Source organism: Arthrobacter alpinus (assembly GCF_001445575.1).
Classification (GTDB): Bacteria; Actinomycetota; Actinomycetes; order Actinomycetales; family Micrococcaceae; genus Specibacter; species Specibacter alpinus_C.
In genome coordinates this window covers 918,746-936,087 of sequence record NZ_CP013200.1, presented here as the reverse complement: position 1 = coordinate 936,087, position 17,342 = coordinate 918,746, and the positions used below count along the sequence as shown (strand labels likewise).

The window sequence follows — 17,342 nt, the reverse complement described above, 5'->3', positions numbered from 1 at the left end:
ACAAGGTACTCGATTTCCCCAGTCTTCGGGCCGTGGCAAGGAGAGCAACTCCGGCCATATCCAGCAGCCCTCCTCCAAGGCTCACCGGTTAGCGGGCCGGCAGCCCCATGGACAACAGCTTCCAGCCAGCACCTAGTTGCGAACGGCCCAACGCCTGAGAAATTTCCGCCAACGAGCAGCCGTCAGCGTGCATAGCCCGCAGGCGGATCTGATCGTCACGGGAGTAGGCCTCACCGGAGCGGAACGCCAACACTTCATCATCTAGGATGCCATGGGCATTCATAAGGATCCGAAGCAACCGAACAACTACATCCCGTTCGTCAATTTTAAGGACCTCCCCTATCTCGGTCAGCTTCTGTCCCTCTCGGAACAGGTCCAGAAGCTGCTGCGTTTCGGTCTCATTCCACACACGCTCAGGCGCGCCGGGGCCTGCTTGAGCATCGGGATCCCCGGGCGGAATCAACCAGTGTCGCGGAGGCACGCAGATGACCATGTCACGAGCGTCTTGCGGAACTGCCATGCTTCACACCCCCAACTCGAGTTCGTTTTGTTAATCCTGAGTGTAGGAGGACGCTCTGACATCGCTGCCGGCGGGACGAACGGGCAGAGAAGCGCCAGCCCCTTATGGGTGTCCCATGTCACATATTTACCGGGCGCTTCATTTGGAGCGTTTTTCCAGCTGCCGCTGTTAGATTGTGATCCATAACATTGGCGGCTGGGGCAGCCTCATACTTCTTCGTTTTTTTGGAAGGTCTCATGAACAGCACCGAGAAGATCATGAATCTGGTGGCTTCGCTCTGGCGCGAAGTACTGAAGTTTGGCGCCGTGGGCGGCCTAGGCTGGTTTATCGACAACGGTTTCTACATTCTTCTGTGGCACGGCCCCATGTCTGAGAGCACCATCAAGGCCCGCGTCGTTTCCACCGTGATTGCCACGATCTTCGCCTGGTTCGCCAACCGCTACTGGACCTTTCGCCACCGCCGATCGGAGCGCGTTTGGAAAGAGTTCTCCCTCTTCCTGGGCATGAACGTGTTGGGTCTAGGCATTGTGCTGGCCTGCCAGATCATCTCCCGCTATGTTTTGGGATTTACCTCTTTCACCGCGGACTTCATTGCCGGTGGCGTGATCGGCCTGATCCTTGGCACCATCTTCCGGTTCCTCGCCTACAGATACTTCGTGTTCAATGAGGAACTCTCCAGCAAGCTCCAGCCCGTCTCGGCGGCATCAACCCCAGAGCGCACCTCGCTGGTAGGGGCCGGTCTACCCAGCTAAAGCGGCACTAAAGAAGGCTCACAAAGCGGCACCGAAGAAATAAGCTACTGGAAGCGCGCAGCACCCAGAACGGCGGGAGCTGCAGGCGGTCCGTCCTGGCCGCCGTCGGAAGTTCCCTGCCCGGCAACCTTTTCCACTGCGTCAAGGCCACCGGTAATCTCGCCGAAGACGGTGTAGCCGCCAGCCGCGTCCCGCCCAATGCTCGTGTCGCCGTAAACAATGAAGAACTGGCTGCCGTTGCTATTCGGGTCACTCGTACGCGCCATGGCGAGCGTGCCGCGCGGGTAGACATTGTCAGTCGGCGCATTTTCAATGGGGCCAAACTCGTAGCCCGGACCGCCCGTGCCGGTGCCCGTGGGATCGCCGCACTGGAGGATGTCGAAGCCGCCCGTGGTGAGTCGGTGGCACTTGGTTCCGGCAAAGAAGTCCTTCTCCGCCAGGTGCAGGAACGATGCCACTGCCTGCGGGGCCTTATCGCCAAAGAGTCTCACGTTCATCTCGGCCCCGTTGAACTCCAGCGTGCCGGTCCATTCACGGTTCTGTGCCGCGGCAGGAGCCGGCGCAGCCGCGGCAGCCGACGTCTCCGCGTCGCTGCTGTCCCCCATCATCAGCCCCATCACTGTGCCTCCGCCAATAACCGCGACCATCGCAACGATCAATGCGATCACAAGAAATCTCATCTTCTTGGAGTTGCTGGCGGCAGATTTTGTGGCTTGGGGTTTATGCATGCGGATCAGTCTAGAAGAGATCCGGGTCTTCCTCTGCCATCATGACGAGCGGCTCCGCGCGATCACGGCGTCGATCTCGGCTGCGCTGACCCCATTGTCCAGCAGGAAATTCCGCACATCCATGGTTTCGGCGAATGCTTGCAACGCTTGGCCACGCCCCCTCACCACGTCCGCCAGCTCCAGCTCCTCAAGATGCCGCTCATAGGGGTGCTTCACGGGCGAGACTCGGTGCCATTCGTTGATGCCGCGCGCCGCCAGTTCATCCTGGGGCACGGCCCGCTCCTCCTGCCCGAGCAACGTCAGCAGCAACGTGGCAATCAGCCCGGTCCGATCCCGCCCGGCCGAACAGTGGATCACCACTTTCCCCTGTGCCACCGCCAATTCCTTGAAGACTCTAGCCACCTGCAGGGGGAAAAGTCGCACAATGTCCGCATAGAGCCGCGGATGGTTCATGTAGGGGTGGAACAGTTCCTGATACATAGGATCGTCTGGGTCTTCCGTGGGTGAATGTACGACGTCGAACCCCACCATCGCCGCCTCACTCACCACCGGGTCGGTAGGCCTGCGCTTGCGCTCGCTAGGGTTCCGCAGATCGATGACGGTGCGCACGCCGTCGTCGCTGAGCTGTTGCCAGCCACGTTCGGTGAGCCACTCGCTGCGACCCATCCGGTAGATGTCGCCGGCGAGATGGCGAGCGTTGACGGCGCCGTCCCACTGCGCGGCGGCTGGATCGAAGGACTCCATGTCAGCGCTTTTTGGCGAGGCGGAAGTCGAGCCCGTTCCGGACTTGCGGCCATTCGGCGGCCAGGATGGAGAAGACCACAGTGTCTCGCAGTGATCCGTCCGCCAGACGTCTGTGAGCTCGCAAGATGCCGTCCTGTTTGGCGCCGAGGCGGGCAATAGCCTCCCGCGATTGGGTATTCATCCAATGCGTGTGAAATTCAACGACCTCGCAGCCAAGCGTCTCAAACGCGTACTGCAGTAGGAGCTTTTTGCTGTCCGGATTGGTTCCCGTGCCCTGCGCACTGAGTGCATTCCACGTTGCACCAATTGCGAGCCGGGGAACATTGAGGTCGATGGCGTAGTAACTGGTCAACCCCATCACCTTGCCCGGCTCCCCCGATACGGGATCATTGTGCCGCGCAGTGAACGACATCTCAGTTCCAGCCTCATGCGCGGCCAAGCGTGTCTCAATGTTTGCGCGCATGTTCTCGGGACGCGGCACTGTGGTGTACCAAAGGTTCCACAGTTCGCCGTCGGACGCCGCGGCAACCAGGTCATCGTGATGGTCCAGGCTCAGTGGCTCGAGGGTGACATATTTACCGCGGAGGGTGACGGGTGCGATCTGGCTCATAAAAAAACACTATCGGATACCAGCACGAAGGCTTCGCCTAACCACCGACGGGGCCACCCAACACCCTTTGATTGACACATCAACTTATTCCGTGGCATGATTTTATTGAAGCTTCAATTATTTGATGCTCGGCGCTTCATCCAGAAGGCCTGCCCCATGACCCCAAAGAGACGTTGAGAATCCTATGAACAACCTTGCCTTGAATACAGCCGCCCGAACCATCCTTCGCATTGTGGTTGGCTTCCTCTTCGCAGCCCACGGCTGGCAGAAGTACAACGAATTCACCATCGTCGGAACCCAGGGCGCATTTGCCCAGATGGGCGTCCCTGCCGCTGACGTGATCGCACCGATTATTGCAACACTGGAACTGGTGGGTGGCATCGCCCTGATCTTGGGTCTGGCAACGCGCCCGTTCGCAGCACTGCTGACACTAAACATGCTCGGCGCCATCATTCTGGTCCACGCCTCCGCGGGCGTATTCGTTGAAGGTGGCGGCTACGAGCTGGTACTGCTCTTGGGCGCATCAGCCCTGGCAGTTGCCTTGGTTGGCCCCGGCAAGCTGTCGGTGGACAATGCCCTGTTTGGCCGCTCCACGTCCAAGTTGCGCGTACTGGCATAACCTCCCCCTGAAGTAATTGAGGCGCACGGCTCCATCAGGAGCCGTGCGCCTTCTTTGTTTATACGCAGCCGGGACCCACTGGCGTTGCGGCAGAGTGACTGCACCGCAAGTGGGCCGGGCGTGGCGTGCGTATAAGTTAAGTCCACTTTGGCTATACGCAGGACCAGCCCCCGGAATTGCGTATAAACCAAATAATGGACGCCCAGCGCCTGAACCGGCAGACTTTCCCCATGAGCTACTCACTCCAAATAGTGGTTGATTGCCACAATCCGCATGTTCTTGCCGATTGGTGGGCAGAAACCATGGGCTGGCAGGTGGAACCCTCCGATGAGGCTTTCATCCGCTCCATGATCGCCAAGGGTTTCGCCACCGAGGAGCAAACCACGCTCCACAATGGGGTTTTAGTCTGGTCTGATGGGCAAGCAATCATTGCAGGCTCGGACACAAATAACGGGCAACCGCGCATCTTGTTCCAGCGCAGCGATCAGGAAAAGCTAGGCAAGAACCGCATTCATTGGGACGTCCGGCTCAGAGATGACGACAAAATGACGGTTCGCACGAACTTGGAAGCCCGCGGTGCCACATTCCTCTGGGAAGCCAGTCAAGGACCGCATTCGTGGTTCACCATGGCAGACCCCGAAGGCAACGAATTCTGCATCAGTTAGTGAGCGCAGCAGGACGCCCACTGCGCCCCAGCTCACCCTGCCAGCTAAGATCGTTAGCGTGAACGCAACGAATCTTCCTCCCCAGGTATCTGACATCTTCGATCCCACCCGCTGGCGCGTGGTTGAGGGCTTCGACTTCACTGACATGACCTACCACCGCCAGGTGGAACGCAGCGAAGACGGTGAGATCATCAAGGACCTCCCCACCGTCCGCATCGCCTTCAACCGCCCAGAGGTACGCAATGCGTTCCGCCCCGGCACGGTCGACGAGCTGTACCGCGCCATGGACCACGCCCGCATGACCCCGGACGTCGCAACCGTTCTTTTGACTGGCAACGGCCCCTCCCCTAAAGACGGCGGCCACTCCTTCTGCTCCGGCGGCGATCAGCGCATCCGCGGCCGCGACGGCTACCGGTACGCAGAGGGCGAAACCAAGGAAACCATTGACCCGGCCCGCGCCGGACGCCTCCACATTCTTGAGGTCCAGCGCCTCATGCGCACCATGCCCAAAGTGGTCATCGCCGTGGTCAACGGCTGGGCAGCCGGCGGCGGACACTCCCTCCACGTGGTCTCGGACCTCACCATCGCCTCCCGCGAACACGGCAAGTTCAAGCAGACTGACGCCACTGTGGGAAGCTTCGACGCCGGATACGGCTCGGCGCTGCTGGCCCGCCAGATCGGGCAGAAGAACGCCCGCGCAATCTTCTTCCTGGCCCGCGAATACTCCGCAGATGACATGGTCACCATGGGCGCCGTCAACGAGGCGGTAGCCCACCAGGATCTGGAAAACGTGGCCCTGGAATACGCGGCAGACATTGCCCGCCAATCCCCGCAGGCCATCCGCATGCTCAAATTCGCCTTCAATATGGCTGACGACGGCCTGGCAGGCCAGCAGGTCTTCGCCGGCGAGGCCACCCGCATGGCCTATATGACGGACGAGGCCGTGGAGGGCAAGGAAGCGTTCTTGGAAAAACGCGACCCCGACTGGTCTTCCTTCCCTTACTACTTCTAATCCCTCCACCCTCTAAAAACAGGCGCACATGAACCTCGAACCCCTGCTCAAGGCACTCTCCGACGCACTGCACGGCGAGGGCCCCGCAGTCCAGATCGCCCCTGACGGCAGCTTCACGCTCATCCCCCAAAGCGAGCTGGGACTCGCCGAAGGAAGCGAAACCGAGATTGCCGCCGTCGTACTTACCTCGGGGAGCACGGGCACACCCAAGCGGACCATGCTCAGTGTTGAGGCGCTGGCGGCGTCGTCCGTGGGCACGGCCATGGCGCTGTCCGGCGAGGGTCAGTGGCTACTCGCGCTACCCATGAATTACGTGGCCGGGCTGCAAGTTCTGGTGCGCAGCCTGTTCGCCGGAACCCGCCCGTGGGCCATGGATCTGAGCGGCGGATTCACCCCCGAAGCGTTCACCGAGGCCGCCCTTGAGCTGACCGACAAAATGCGTTTCACCTCTCTGGTCCCCACGCAACTCAGCCGCCTGCTGACCAACCCGAGCGCCGAAACGCTGACCGTTTTGCGCCGTTTCAACGCGATTCTGCTCGGCGGCGGCCCCATGAACCCCGTGCTGCTCGAGGCCGCGCGCGGTGCCGGGCTGAACGTGATCACCACCTATGGCATGAGCGAAACCTGCGGCGGTTGCGTGTACGACGGCGTCCCGCTCGAGGGCGTGCGCCTGGCCATCCGTGACGGCCGGGTCTGGCTCGGCGGTGACGTGGTGGCCGCCGGGTATCTGGGCGATGCCGCTCTCACTTCCGTCTCCTTCACTGAGGAAGCGGACGACGGCGAGATGGTGCGTTGGTATGAAAGCGGCGACTTGGGCGAGCTGGATGACGAGGGACGGCTGCGTGTGCTGGGCCGAGCTGATGACGTCATCATCACCGGCGGGTTGAAAGTTTCGCCCGGAGCCGTGACGGATGGTTTGCACCGGGTGCAGGGTGTCCGCGAGGCAATTGTGCTTCCCGTTCCATCCGTTGAGTGGGGCCAGCAGGTCGCCGCGATGGTGGTCGCTTCATGCACCGAGGCCGAATTGCTGGCCGCCGCCGGGGCGTTGCTGGAGCCGCATCTGGTCCCTAAGACTGTGGTGTTCGTCTCCGAGTTGCCGCTGCTACCCAACGGAAAGCCCGATAGATCGGCAATTTTGGCCGCGTTGACCGGTGCTGCGCAAGCAGCCTGAGTCAAGAAAAGGGGCAGAATAAGCTCTAGGGTCCGCGGAACGGGCTGTCAATTTTTATGCAAATATGAATATCTCATTCAACTGCACATATACACATATAGGAGTAACGCTGTGGCCACTGTGGGTCAATGGATTGCCGGAGCCCGTCTGAGGACCCTCCCCATGGCAGTGGCTCCGGTCATTATCGGTACGGCCGCAGCCTATGATCTTGGTGCTTTGCACTGGGGGCGCGCAATTTTGGCGATGTTGGTCGCCCTGCTCCTCCAGATTGGTGTGAACTACGCCAACGATTACTCCGATGGCATCCGCGGCACCGACGAGGTCAGGGTTGGTCCGCTGCGCCTCGTGGGAAGCGGAGTGGCCAAGCCGCAGCACGTGAAGATGGCGGCGTTCACCATGTTCGGGCTGGCCATGCTGGCCGGCTTGGGCTTGGTCCTCGCCTCCAGCGCATGGTGGCTGCTGCTGGTGGGAGCCGGCGCGGTTCTTGCAGCGTGGGGTTACACCGGAGGGAAGAATCCCTACGGATACATGGGCCTCGGCGATGTCTTCGTCTTTGTGTTCTTCGGCCCCGTGGCCACGTTGGGCACCACCTTCACCCAAGCCGGGCAGGTGAGCCAAGCGGCAGTGTTGGGGTCCATCGCAACGGGACTGATCGCCGTCGCACTTTTGATGGCTAACAATGTCCGCGACATTCCCACGGATACCGAAGTCGGCAAGCGAACTCTCGCCGTGCGGCTCGGGGACAAAAATGCGCGGCTCAGCTATGTGGTGATGTTGGCATTGTCGCTGGCGCTCATGATGTTCCTGGTGCCGGCCAAGCCGTGGATCTTGTTGGTGCTGTTGCTGGTGCCGTTCATGCTGATGCCCAGCTGGCTCATGCTTCAGGGGAAACAGCGCAAGTCCCTGATCCCAGTGCTGCAGCAGACAGGGCTGATCAACTTGGGCTTCAGTGTTCTGTTCGCCGTGGCCATGGTGCTGACCGCACTGTAGGGCTTATTCGTTCTTGTCCGCGGAAGGCTTGCGGTCGGCGTCAATCCAGACATCAGGGTTCTCGTCAATGAGAGCGTCTTCAGCCTCGGCGTCGGCCAAAGCCGCGGCCGACTGGGTGGTGCTGGCGTTCGGAGCGAAGCGATCGGCCACAACCGAGGTGGCACCGTCACGCTGCTTGCGCAGGAAAATGAAGCTGACCACGAAGGCGCACAGGGCAGCAATCACGGCCGCCGAGAAGGGCTGAAGTCCTATCCATAGGTAGGCGACGAGGAAGAACGCCATAAAGAGCACGCCGCGGATCAGGGAGTATTTGAAGAAAGCCACGGACCAAGTTTAGCGGTTGAAGCTGGGCGTCTCCCCAACGTCCTAAGCAGGTGCTGATTTTTCTGTCAACGGTAGAATGAAGTATGCGCTATATCATTCCAGTGACCTTAGGTGTTGTCCTGTTTGTGTACGGACTCATTGACTGCATTCGCAGCGAAGCCAATGACGTACGCAGCATTCCCAAGCCCGCGTGGATCTTGGTGATCATCTTCCTGAACGTCATTGGCGTGGGTCTGTGGTTCCTCTTCGGCCGGCCGCAGTATGCCCGTGCTGCGCCAGGCACCGCATCCTCATTTGGCTCTTCCACTGCCGGTCAGCGCGGCCCCACTTCTGGGGGCCAGCAGCGTTCCACCGCGCCCGACGACGACCCCGAGTTCCTGCGCAACCTTGCGGTTAACAGGGCCCAAAAGCTGGAGGCCGAAAGGCTCCGCAAGCTCAAGGCCGAGTTGGAAGCCCGCGAGGCCAAACTTCGCGAAGAGCACCCGAACGACGAGACCAAGAAGTAGCCCGCTCCGGGCCTCAGTAGTTTGGCGGACCGACATCCAGCGCCTGGCGAAGCAAGCCCTGGGCACTCCAGCGCATTGACGCCATGGCTTCCTCACGGGACAACCCGCCGATGTCCACCAACCAGACAAGGGATTCGATGCCGGTGGCGCTGCGGATGGCCAAGACCAGACGGTGAATTTCGACGTCGGACAGCCCGCCACGCAGCGGTTCCAGCGCCTCGGTGATCCACGGAATGGCCCGGCCTTGGCGCAGCGGCAGGCCCTCTCCGGACTGCACAGGATCGAGCGATAATTTGAGCATGGTCCGTTGCTGGTCCTCGGTTTCAACGATCATGCCGGTAAATCGGCGCACGACGGCGTCAAGCCGCTCAGCAGGATCCTCACCCGGATTTTCGGACAGCATGGACACCAACGCCGTCTCCGGATGGGCCGCAGCCAACAGCTCACGCTGCCCCGGAAAATAGCGGTAAGCCGTGCTTCTGGCCACCCCTGCCGCCAGGGCAGCATCGTCCACTGTGGGTGTCTTACCAGCCGCGACCATCTCCCGCGCAGCACTCACCAGGGCATCGAGAGTGCGGCGCTTTTGACCGCTGCGACCAAGGTCCACATAAGGGGTTGACATGTTGCTCATGATACCGCAGTCTTGTTATGAGACATCAGTCCCATAAACTCATTTGCCCACCATCGAGGCGAGTCCCATGGACACGAAGAAGCAGGCCAAGTCATTCATCCGCCAAGCCGGGGAAGGTGAGCGGCGGTGGTTCCATGGGGGTGGTGTCCATACTTGGCTGGCCACGGCCGAGGCGACCGACGGCGCTTCGCTGATCTACCGCGACGCGATGGAATCCGGCAAAGTGACGCCCATGCATATCCATCCGGACACGGACGAAGCCCTGTATATCCTCTCCGGGGAGATCCTCATCAACCTCGACGGCGTTGAGCAGCGCGTCGGCGCAGGGGGTTTGGTCATGGCACTGCGCGGCCAACCCCACGCGTTCAAGGTCACGGCCGAGAACACGAGCCTGCTGTGTTTTCAGACGCCCGGCAACGCCCAGGGTTTCTACATGGGCGCCAGCGTACCCCTGGATAGCGAGGGCAGCGGGGTGGTCGATTTCGATCTGATTAGGGAGTCCGGGAGGATCAACGGCGGGATCGTGATTGTAGGCCCGCCGCCATTTGACTGATTTTCTCAGGCCGGTTGCCGCGAGGATTATTAGTCAGCGAAGCTCGGCCTCAAACACTGTCCAGTGTTTGAGGCCGAGCTTCGCTGTTGTGAGCTACTTTTTCTCTTCGATCCGCACTGTCCAGGAGTCCAGGTTTGCCGCCTTGACGTCCAGGAAGTAGTTGCCGGCCTTCTTGTGGATGGCCGTGGTGTTGCTCTCCGGCTTGGATGCCATGACCACCGGGATGCCGCCGTCAACCATGATGTCGGTGCCTTCCTTCTCCAAGTAGATGGCGGCGATTGCCATCTCCGGGTCTGATCCGATGAACTCGTAAACCAAACGAGTTTCCTTGCCGGAGAGTGCAAAGACCTGGCTGGCCTGGTCTGCGGTGCCGTTCAATGCGGCAACTTCAACCCAAGTCGCTTCAGCTGGCTTCTCAGCTGGCTTCTCGACGGCGGGCGCTACAGCAGGCTTTTCGGCGGGAGCCTCGGCAACCGGTGCGGCCGGAGCCTCGATGCCCGATTCGACTACGGCTTTGGTCCCTGAAGATGCTGCCGAGGCCCCGCCAATGCCACCTACCAGCAGCAGAACCGCAGTGACCACAATGGCCACGATCTTGTTCTTGGAGTACCCGGTCAGTGGGTTGCCGGCCTTGTCCGTCTGCTTTCCGGCCAAGGTGATGATCAGATCGATCAGCGCCCAGACACCGAACCCGCCCAGGGTGAACAGCTTCAGCAGACCCGTGCCAACCTTGCCCAGGTAGAAGCGGTCCACACCCCAGTAGCCAAGGAACAAGGAGAGCAACCAGGTCACCATGAATGACTTGGATCCCTCGTGCTGGACAGGAGTGAACGGCGCCTGCTGGGCTTCTTTGGTGTAGCTTTCGTGCTGCATGATGCTTCCTTTCGGGCAGAGCAAAGCTGCCGGTTATGGGTGTTTCATTTGATGGTTAAGCAACCGCGTCGTGCGCGGCCGTTGCGCTAAAGAGTTATTGCTTGGCCCAGGAACCACAGCGTGAGGACTTGAAATCTTGTCCCGCAGCTAGGGTCACGGAGGGAAGTCCGCCACCGGGTAGGTCGTTATTGATGATGTCGTCGCCGTTGGTGCCACTGACAAGGATTGCCCAGTAGCAAGATGAGCCCACACTGCTCGCAGCCTTGTAGCTTCCGGCTTCAATATCCACACCAACAACCCAAGTGCCATCGCTGATGGTGTTGGCTTCCTTCTTCTTTTCGACCGCGGTCACGGCCGATTCGCGTTTCTTGACCTCTTCCTCAGCCTTCTTCACAGCGGCCTCCCGCAGAAGAATGGCGTCGTCCTGCTCCACGGCCGCCGACCTGCTGGCGGCTACCTCGCCCTGAAGTTCTTCCAGCTGGCCCCTAAAGACGTCGCGGTCGGTCGCGGCCTTTTGGCCCGTGGCTTCGAGGGCGACGTACTCGTCACTGTTCATGGGGTCGGTGGTGGCCTGGCCCAACCAAAAACCTCCACCAAAAAGAAGTACGACGGCGAGCGCCACGGCTACCGCTTTCACGCCACGGCGCTTGGGCCGGCTTGCATCGGTTGCTTCGGTATTACTCATGGGAATCTCCTGACTGGTTAAAGCAGCTACTTGGCCGCGGTTTCCACAATGATGTTGAGCCCGTTGTCCGGATGGTAGGTCCAGGAAGCGGCGTATCCAGACCACTCGGTGCTCTGGGTCCCATCAAGGGCCCGAGTTGACTCCAGCTTGGTGAAGATACTCTCGGGTGCTTCCAGTTCGTTGAGGACACAGACCACAGAGGCAACATCAGTACCGGTACTGTCCTCACCACTGGTCCGCAGGTTCAGGCTCTTGCCGTTGTCCATCACCTCAACACCGGTGGCGTCCACAACGGAACATTCCTCAAGTGCGGCCGGGATGGCGTTGGAGCTCGCCATGGCATCACCCAGCGCAGCGCCACCGGCGGCGAGCAACAAGCCTGCTACTAGGCCAATCGACAGTCCGCCAAGGCCAAAGTAGAGGTGTTGGCGGCTCTTGACCGGAACTGCCGGCACCACTGAAAAATCGGCATGTCCGGCATGATCTGAGACGGGTGTTGCTGGGACGCTCATAATTTTTCCTCAATCTCAGGTTTCAACTGTTCCGGCAGAAGGTCTACAACCTTCTGCACTTCTTCATCCGTTCCCTGCAAACCTGCAGTCTGCAAGCATTTAACAATGTCCGCCTGATCCGGGACTTTTCCGTTGATTCGGAAGACCGCCACCGCAGCGAATGCCGTCCCCTCAAACGGATTCCCCATGAGGTTTCCGCTCAGGAAGCTCAGTTCCTTGGCCATCGACTGGCTCCTTCCGCCTTGATTCCCTAGCCGCTGGGTACTCACCGGGCTGCCCCCAATGGCCAGCCCGGAATTCTTCACCATGTCCCAGCACTTGATCTGTGCTCTGGAATGAATCTAAAGTGTCCCCGAAATGGAATCCACGTGAGAGCTGATAACTGGGGTTATCAACATTTCCACAGGGTTTGTCCACAATGGTCATAGAATGGACTCCTACCTCAAAGACAAGGAGATCCGCATGACCAAACAGCTTGGACAGCAACTGCAGATCACCTTGTCCGAGATCGCGAATCTGGCTCAGGTCCAGCGCCCGGTAGTGTCCATGTGGCGCTCCCGCAGCAAGAACTCAGCAGATCCCTTCCCGGCCCCAATTGGCACCAGTGGCCGCCAGGAACTCTTCAATGCCGCAGATATAACGGACTGGCTGACCGCCACCGGCCGTGGCAATAATCCCCACGCAGCCGAGGACGCGGCAGCCTTCTCCTCCCCGTTGGGCCAGGACAGCAAGCACACGCATTTCGCCGGCCTCACGGCGCTGATTGCCCTGCGCTGCCTCATGGATATGCCGCTGGGAGGCCATAACGCCGAAGATCTGGTGGATTTCGCCGATGAATACGATCCTGACAATGAGTTCCTCTTCACCGAGATAGAGAATCTTGGTCCAAATCTGCTCCCACTGGCCAGCTACGCGGATCTACTGACGGACGCCTCCTACACGGCGGCAGCGGCCTTTGAGCAACTGCTCGGGGATAGATTCCGCGCCGGCCCGGCCGTTCAGGCCAAGACCATGCTGACCGCCGAGGCTATTGAGCTACTCGCGGCCACTGCTGTGGAATTAACGGCAGGTAGTGAGCAGGAACCTGTTTTCACGGACGACGGCGGCAGCGACTTCCTTCTGGCCGTCGCCGAAATTTTGGGCGAGGCCGCACCGGCCACCTTGTGCGTGGGGACTTTGGCTTCCGAATCAGCCCGGCTTGCTCGCAGGCGAATGCTGGTGCATGGCCGCTCCAAAGAAAATCTGCACGTCACTAATCAGGCCGGCACCGTCCGCCAGGAACAGGTCAAGGTGAGGCTGGCACAGTTCCCCTCCCCTTCGTTCCCCACCTCGGATGCCGTTGAAGTCTTGACGGCCATCGACAACATCTCCTTGGAGATGACCCATCAGGAGTGTGCCGTTGTCCTAGCTCCGGCACCGATCCTGAGCGATTCCTTGCTGCGCACGACTCATAATCGTGAGGCGGAGGCCATCCGTTCTGACATTCTGCGTTCGGACCGGGTCCGGGCCATAGTCCGGCTGCCGCAGGGGATGCTGCCGTCCAGTCCACGTCAGGCTCAGGCGTTGTGGGTGCTGGGTCCCGCGCATGCAGATGTTTCCATTGCCGACAGGTGGACCATGGTGGCCGATCTTTCAGGGCAGGAAATGACGGCCTCCGTCAGGGCTGACCTGGTTGGTGATCTCGCCGCGTCGATGGGCAATCGCGACTACGTGTGGGCACACTCATTTAGATTTTCCCAGATTGTGCGGACACGCTCTTTGCTGGCCAACCAAGGCTCCTTTACGGCCAAGCTCCCGGTCTTGGAAAAACCCGGACGGCCCTCACAAGCCTCAACGGCGCAGTTGATTGATGCCGAGAATCTGCTGGAATCGCTCAGCCAGAGCCCGAGTGAACCACTGAGCATCGCGCTGAGCGCCGAAAGCCGCACAGCGCTGCGCCCAACAACTGTTGACGCGGCTATTAAGTCCGGCGCCGTGAAATACCTGCCCGGCCATCGCATAGCTGACAACCATGTGGAAACGGAGCTTTCCGGACGCGCCCAGCTCCCCATCATTGGCGTCGAGGAAATCAGCGGAGAATTGCCGCGTGAATCACGCAAGATCAGCCAGCTGGTGTTCGCCAACGCCTACCCACAAGGTCGGCTGAGTGAACCGGGCGACGTCATCTTCGCAACCGGAGCGCACGCCGGCGCCATGGTCGATGAGGTGGGGGCCGCCGTCGTACTTTATCCGGCGAGGATCCTGCGGATCAGCTCCAAAAGTCCTGGTGGACTGCTTCCAGAGGTTCTGGCGCGAGATTTATCGGGCTGGACTGGTGATTGGCGGCAATGCCCTGCGCGCAGAATGCACGACGGCGCCAAGCCCGCCTTGAGTGGGGCGCTGGCGGCGGTGGCGGAGGAACGTCGGAGGCTGGCGGTACGGTTGCAACAGTTGGATGAGCTTTCGGGGTTGCTGGTGGATGGCGCCGTGCAGGGAAGTTTTTCGGTTTTGAATTTTGGCATGACTACGGAGGGAACCAGCTAGTGGCTGCGAAGAAGGCAAAGGTTGAGGCGCTGCCCTCGACCATGAAGGAATTGAAGGACACGTTGTGGAAGGCCGCGGACAAGTTGCGCGGGTCCATGGATGCCTCGCAGTACAAGGACGTGATTCTGGGGCTGGTGTTCCTGAAGTATGTTTCCGATGCCTTCGATGAGCGACGCGAGCAGATCCGCACTGAGCTGACGGCCGAGGGGCTGAATGAGGACCAGATCGGCCAGCTCATTGACGACATCGACGAGTACACGGGCCGCGGTGTGTTCTGGGTTCCGGCCCGCGCACGCTGGACCTACCTGGCGCAGAACGCCAAAGGCACCGTGGCGTCGATGGACGAGCACGCCAAGAGCATCGGCGAGCTGATCGATGACGCCATGGCGTATGTCATGGGATCGAACCCCACCCTCGCCGCCACGCTGCCCATGATTTTCAACAAAGACAATATTGACCAGCGCCGTCTGGGCGAGCTGCTGGACTTGTTCAACTCCGCAAAGTTCACGGGCGAGGGCGCCACGAAGGCCCGCGACCTGCTGGGCGAGGTGTACGAATACTTTCTGGAGAAGTTCGCCCGCGCCGAGGGCAAGCGCGGCGGCGAGTTCTACACGCCGGCCGGCGTGGTCCGCGTGCTGGTTGAGGTTCTGGAACCGACCCACGGCCGCGTGTATGACCCTGCGTGCGGGTCCGGCGGCATGTTTGTGCAGGCCGAGAAGTTTCTGGAATCGCACAACAAGGAGGGCTCTGAGATCTCGGTCTACGGGCAGGAATTGAATGAGCGTACCTGGCGTATGGCGAAGATGAACCTTGCCATTCACGGTCTCAACGGCAATCTTGCCTCGCGCTGGGGCGATACCTTTGCCCGCGATCAGCACCCGGACATGCAGGCCGATTTCATCATGGCCAACCCGCCGTTCAACATCAAGGACTGGGCACGTTCCGAGAGCGATCCGCGCTGGAAGTACGGCGTACCCCCAGCCGGCAACGCGAATTATGCGTGGATCCAGCACATCATTTCAAAGCTGGCCCCTGGCGGTTCCGCTGGCGTGGTCATGGCGAATGGCTCCATGTCGTCGAACTCCGGCGGCGAGGGCGAGATCCGCGCCCAGCTGGTGGAGGCCGATTTGGTCTCCTGCATGATCGCCCTGCCCACGCAGCTGTTTCGTTCCACTGGCATTCCTGTGTGCACGTGGTTCTTCGCGAAGGACAAGACCGCGGGCGCTGCGGGTTCCGTTGACCGGACCGGCCAGGTCTTGTTCATCGATGCCCGGAACTTGGGGCACATGGTGGATCGCGCTGAGCGTGCTCTCTCGGATGGGGACATCGCGAAGATCGCCGGGACGTTCCACGCCTGGCGCGGTTCGCCTTCCGCTGTTGCTGCTGGGCTCACGTACGACGACGAACCCGGATTCTGCAAGTCGGCCACCTTGGCGGAAATCAAGGCCGCCGACTACGCGTTGACGCCCGGCCGCTATGTTGGCGCCGCAGAGGTTGAGGACGACGGCGAGCCGATCGAGGAAAAGATCGCCCGGCTTTCTGCAGAATTGTTTGAGCAGTTCGATGAGTCTGACCGTTTGGCGGCCGTTGTGCGCGAGCAGCTGGGGAGGGTTCTGTGAGTCGCAAGACTATAAAAATTCAGGATATTGCGGCTACCTCGGCACGCTCCATAGCAATCGGTCCATTCGGTTCAAACCTCAAGGCGGAGCTGTACACTGCTTCCGGCGTCCCAGTTGTTCGAGGACAGAACATTAAGGCAAGTCCCTATCTTGATGAAGAAGACTTGGTGTTTGTTTCTCCTGAAACTGCAGAGAAACTCTCGTCATCAATGTTGAATGAGGGCGACTTAGTCTTTCCACACAGGGGTGCGATCGGTCGAGTCGGACTAGTCGGGAAACAGCGCATGTTACTCTCGTCAAGCATGATGAAATTGACTGTCAACCCTGCCAAAGCGGATCCGAAATACGTTTTGTATTATTTTAGAGGTCCGGGTGAGCGTGAGCTGCTAATGCGTGCCTCCACCGTCGGGACACCAGGAATTGGTCAACCACTTACGTCACTTCGTGGCATCTCCATCGAGCTTCCAGAACTCGAACAGCAGCAAGCCATCGCAGAAGTCCTGGGCGCCCTCGACGACAAGATCGCCGCCAACACCAAACTCGCTGCGGCTGCGGAGGACTTGGCTGTTGCCTTGTTGAGCAGTTTCAAACCGACGGTGCATCTGGACGACATCGTCGGATACCACAAGAATTCAACAAACCCCGAACTATTAAATGATTCTATTGTGGCTCAATTCAGCCTGCCTGCATTTGACTCGGGCCAACTCCCTGACGAATCCAGCCCACTCGATATCAAGAGCTCGAAGTTCCTGATCGAGCGACCATCAGTACTCGTATCAAAATTGAATCCGCGTTTTCCTCGTCTGTGGAACGTCTCACAGGTTCCCAGTATCCCTGCGTTAGCATCAACAGAATTTTTGGTTCTCGAGCCATTGCACTCATCGACAACAGTTCTCTGGGCAATTCTTTCCCAACCCGGATTTAGCGCAGCCCTAGAATCGAAAGTTGCTGGGACATCAGGAAGCCATCAACGAGTGAAGCCAGGCGATCTACTCGCCACGCTGGTACTGGATCCGCGAGCAGTCCCAGCTGACATTCAGGACCGTGTCACAAGTACCGGCCTAGTGGCAGCCGACACTAGGCTGCAGAACGCAAATTTGGCCGCAACTCGCGACGCATTGCTCCCCCAGCTGATGTCCGGCAAGCTGCGAGTCAAGGATGCCGAAACACTCGTCTCTGCTGCCGTTTGAGTCCGGAGGGGCGCCTCTGCCACGGGGGTAGCGCGGTATAGGGCCCTCCATTTTGTTAATCATCTGGCCTTGCCACGGTCAGACATCTCATACACCAAACTCAGCGACCGCCGAA

Annotated in this window: 21 protein-coding genes; 11 read left to right on the top strand and 10 right to left on the bottom strand. The window is 60.0% G+C overall.

Features of this window, described 5'->3' with window-relative positions; all coding sequences use genetic code 11:
- Positions 1–88: 88 nt before the first annotated feature.
- On the bottom strand, positions 89–520 hold the full coding sequence (locus AS189_RS04120; protein ID WP_062286455.1) for a hypothetical protein: 432 nt from the start codon (positions 518–520) through the stop codon (positions 89–91).
- 236 nt (positions 521–756) lie between these two features.
- Here AS189_RS04120 and AS189_RS04115 point away from each other — a divergent pair, with 236 nt between their 5' ends.
- The gene (locus AS189_RS04115) at positions 757–1,272 is read left to right on the top strand and encodes a GtrA family protein (RefSeq protein ID WP_062286454.1); all 516 of its coding nucleotides are present in this window, start codon (positions 757–759) and stop codon (positions 1,270–1,272) included.
- Between the two features lie 44 nt (positions 1,273–1,316).
- Here AS189_RS04115 and AS189_RS04110 read toward each other — a convergent pair whose 3' ends face one another.
- Genes AS189_RS04110 through AS189_RS04100 form a run of 3 tightly spaced genes read right to left on the bottom strand, consistent with a single transcriptional unit; the run spans position 1,317 to position 3,354 of the window.
- Positions 1,317–2,000 (bottom strand): peptidylprolyl isomerase, encoded by a 684-nt coding sequence (locus tag AS189_RS04110; RefSeq protein WP_062286453.1) that lies wholly within the window; start codon positions 1,998–2,000, stop codon positions 1,317–1,319.
- A gap of 39 nt (positions 2,001–2,039) precedes the next feature.
- Complete coding sequence (locus tag AS189_RS04105; protein ID WP_062286452.1) at positions 2,040–2,744, bottom strand: tyrosine-protein phosphatase; 705 nt, start codon at positions 2,742–2,744, stop codon at positions 2,040–2,042.
- A gap of 1 nt (position 2,745) precedes the next feature.
- The gene (locus tag AS189_RS04100) at positions 2,746–3,354 is read right to left on the bottom strand and encodes a GNAT family N-acetyltransferase (protein WP_062286451.1); all 609 of its coding nucleotides are present in this window, start codon (positions 3,352–3,354) and stop codon (positions 2,746–2,748) included.
- 184 nt (positions 3,355–3,538) lie between these two features.
- On the opposite strand from AS189_RS04100, the gene AS189_RS04095 reads away from it, so the two are divergent.
- The 5 genes from AS189_RS04095 to AS189_RS04075 all read left to right on the top strand — a co-directional run bounded on the left by AS189_RS04095 (position 3,539) and on the right by AS189_RS04075 (position 7,811).
- The gene (locus AS189_RS04095; protein ID WP_062286450.1) at positions 3,539–3,973 is read left to right on the top strand and encodes a DoxX family protein; all 435 of its coding nucleotides are present in this window, start codon (positions 3,539–3,541) and stop codon (positions 3,971–3,973) included.
- A 230-nt stretch (positions 3,974–4,203) separates the two neighbouring features.
- Positions 4,204–4,638, top strand: a complete 435-nt coding sequence (locus tag AS189_RS04090) for a VOC family protein (protein WP_062292914.1) — start codon at positions 4,204–4,206, stop codon at positions 4,636–4,638.
- Positions 4,639–4,696: 58 nt separating this feature from the next.
- Entirely contained in the window at positions 4,697–5,650 is a 954-nt protein-coding gene (locus AS189_RS04085) for a 1,4-dihydroxy-2-naphthoyl-CoA synthase (RefSeq protein WP_062286449.1), read from the top strand.
- A 28-nt stretch (positions 5,651–5,678) separates the two neighbouring features.
- Positions 5,679–6,821 (top strand): AMP-binding protein, encoded by a 1,143-nt coding sequence (locus tag AS189_RS04080; protein ID WP_062286448.1) that lies wholly within the window; start codon positions 5,679–5,681, stop codon positions 6,819–6,821.
- A 111-nt stretch (positions 6,822–6,932) separates the two neighbouring features.
- A complete protein-coding gene (locus AS189_RS04075; RefSeq protein WP_062286447.1) occupies positions 6,933–7,811 on the top strand; it encodes a 1,4-dihydroxy-2-naphthoate polyprenyltransferase in 879 nt (292 codons plus the stop codon).
- Positions 7,812–7,814: 3 nt separating this feature from the next.
- Here AS189_RS04075 and AS189_RS04070 read toward each other — a convergent pair whose 3' ends face one another.
- A complete protein-coding gene (locus AS189_RS04070) occupies positions 7,815–8,135 on the bottom strand; it encodes a DUF4229 domain-containing protein (protein ID WP_062286446.1) in 321 nt (106 codons plus the stop codon).
- An 83-nt stretch (positions 8,136–8,218) separates the two neighbouring features.
- On the opposite strand from AS189_RS04070, the gene AS189_RS04065 reads away from it, so the two are divergent.
- Complete coding sequence (locus AS189_RS04065; RefSeq protein ID WP_062286445.1) at positions 8,219–8,641, top strand: PLD nuclease N-terminal domain-containing protein; 423 nt, start codon at positions 8,219–8,221, stop codon at positions 8,639–8,641.
- A gap of 13 nt (positions 8,642–8,654) precedes the next feature.
- Here the strand turns inward: AS189_RS04065 and AS189_RS04060 are convergent, their stop codons facing one another.
- Positions 8,655–9,272 (bottom strand): TetR/AcrR family transcriptional regulator, encoded by a 618-nt coding sequence (locus AS189_RS04060; RefSeq protein WP_082634060.1) that lies wholly within the window; start codon positions 9,270–9,272, stop codon positions 8,655–8,657.
- A 67-nt stretch (positions 9,273–9,339) separates the two neighbouring features.
- Here AS189_RS04060 and AS189_RS04055 point away from each other — a divergent pair, with 67 nt between their 5' ends.
- Positions 9,340–9,825 carry a cupin domain-containing protein gene (locus AS189_RS04055; RefSeq protein ID WP_062286443.1) on the top strand — a complete coding sequence of 162 codons (486 nt, stop codon included), beginning with the start codon at positions 9,340–9,342 and terminating at the stop codon, positions 9,823–9,825.
- Positions 9,826–9,918: 93 nt separating this feature from the next.
- Here the strand turns inward: AS189_RS04055 and AS189_RS19250 are convergent, their stop codons facing one another.
- From AS189_RS19250 to AS189_RS04035, 4 genes are all read right to left on the bottom strand, one after another.
- On the bottom strand, positions 9,919–10,698 hold the full coding sequence (locus AS189_RS19250) for a TM2 domain-containing protein (protein ID WP_237759965.1): 780 nt from the start codon (positions 10,696–10,698) through the stop codon (positions 9,919–9,921).
- 94 nt (positions 10,699–10,792) lie between these two features.
- The gene (locus AS189_RS04045) at positions 10,793–11,383 is read right to left on the bottom strand and encodes a hypothetical protein (RefSeq protein WP_062286442.1); all 591 of its coding nucleotides are present in this window, start codon (positions 11,381–11,383) and stop codon (positions 10,793–10,795) included.
- A gap of 26 nt (positions 11,384–11,409) precedes the next feature.
- Complete coding sequence (locus tag AS189_RS04040; protein WP_062286441.1) at positions 11,410–11,895, bottom strand: hypothetical protein; 486 nt, start codon at positions 11,893–11,895, stop codon at positions 11,410–11,412.
- On the bottom strand, positions 11,892–12,119 hold the full coding sequence (locus tag AS189_RS04035; protein ID WP_062286440.1) for a hypothetical protein: 228 nt from the start codon (positions 12,117–12,119) through the stop codon (positions 11,892–11,894). Before AS189_RS04035 ends, AS189_RS04040 begins: the two co-directional genes overlap by 4 nt.
- Positions 12,120–12,357: 238 nt before the next feature.
- Between AS189_RS04035 and AS189_RS04030 the strand changes: the two genes are divergently transcribed.
- The 3 genes from AS189_RS04030 to AS189_RS19245 are packed head-to-tail and all read left to right on the top strand — an operon-like array spanning position 12,358 to position 17,227.
- The gene (locus tag AS189_RS04030) at positions 12,358–14,418 is read left to right on the top strand and encodes a hypothetical protein (RefSeq protein WP_129587144.1); all 2,061 of its coding nucleotides are present in this window, start codon (positions 12,358–12,360) and stop codon (positions 14,416–14,418) included.
- Between the two features lie 41 nt (positions 14,419–14,459).
- Positions 14,460–16,037, top strand: a complete 1,578-nt coding sequence (locus AS189_RS04025) for a type I restriction-modification system subunit M (RefSeq protein ID WP_062292911.1) — start codon at positions 14,460–14,462, stop codon at positions 16,035–16,037.
- A complete protein-coding gene (locus AS189_RS19245; RefSeq protein WP_082634057.1) occupies positions 16,034–17,227 on the top strand; it encodes a restriction endonuclease subunit S in 1,194 nt (397 codons plus the stop codon). The genes AS189_RS04025 and AS189_RS19245 overlap by 4 nt, the downstream gene beginning before the upstream one ends.
- The last annotated feature ends 115 nt before the right edge of the window (positions 17,228–17,342 follow it).

Coding starts and splice junctions, on each gene's coding strand:
- AS189_RS04120 (WP_062286455.1), bottom strand. CDS start 520: ATGGCAGTTCCGCAAGACGCTCGTGACATGGTCATCTGCGTGCCTCCG.
- AS189_RS04115 (WP_062286454.1), top strand. CDS start 757: ATGAACAGCACCGAGAAGATCATGAATCTGGTGGCTTCGCTCTGGCGC.
- AS189_RS04110 (WP_062286453.1), bottom strand. CDS start 2,000: ATGCATAAACCCCAAGCCACAAAATCTGCCGCCAGCAACTCCAAGAAG.
- AS189_RS04105 (WP_062286452.1), bottom strand. CDS start 2,744: ATGGAGTCCTTCGATCCAGCCGCCGCGCAGTGGGACGGCGCCGTCAAC.
- AS189_RS04100 (WP_062286451.1), bottom strand. CDS start 3,354: ATGAGCCAGATCGCACCCGTCACCCTCCGCGGTAAATATGTCACCCTC.
- AS189_RS04095 (WP_062286450.1), top strand. CDS start 3,539: ATGAACAACCTTGCCTTGAATACAGCCGCCCGAACCATCCTTCGCATT.
- AS189_RS04090 (WP_062292914.1), top strand. CDS start 4,204: ATGAGCTACTCACTCCAAATAGTGGTTGATTGCCACAATCCGCATGTT.
- AS189_RS04080 (WP_062286448.1), top strand. CDS start 5,679: ATGAACCTCGAACCCCTGCTCAAGGCACTCTCCGACGCACTGCACGGC.
- AS189_RS04065 (WP_062286445.1), top strand. CDS start 8,219: ATGCGCTATATCATTCCAGTGACCTTAGGTGTTGTCCTGTTTGTGTAC.
- AS189_RS04060 (WP_082634060.1), bottom strand. CDS start 9,272: ATGAGCAACATGTCAACCCCTTATGTGGACCTTGGTCGCAGCGGTCAA.
- AS189_RS04055 (WP_062286443.1), top strand. CDS start 9,340: ATGGACACGAAGAAGCAGGCCAAGTCATTCATCCGCCAAGCCGGGGAA.
- AS189_RS19250 (WP_237759965.1), bottom strand. CDS start 10,698: ATGCAGCACGAAAGCTACACCAAAGAAGCCCAGCAGGCGCCGTTCACT.
- AS189_RS04045 (WP_062286442.1), bottom strand. CDS start 11,383: ATGAGTAATACCGAAGCAACCGATGCAAGCCGGCCCAAGCGCCGTGGC.
- AS189_RS04040 (WP_062286441.1), bottom strand. CDS start 11,895: ATGAGCGTCCCAGCAACACCCGTCTCAGATCATGCCGGACATGCCGAT.
- AS189_RS04035 (WP_062286440.1), bottom strand. CDS start 12,119: ATGGCCAAGGAACTGAGCTTCCTGAGCGGAAACCTCATGGGGAATCCG.
- AS189_RS04030 (WP_129587144.1), top strand. CDS start 12,358: ATGACCAAACAGCTTGGACAGCAACTGCAGATCACCTTGTCCGAGATC.
- AS189_RS04025 (WP_062292911.1), top strand. CDS start 14,460: ATGAAGGAATTGAAGGACACGTTGTGGAAGGCCGCGGACAAGTTGCGC.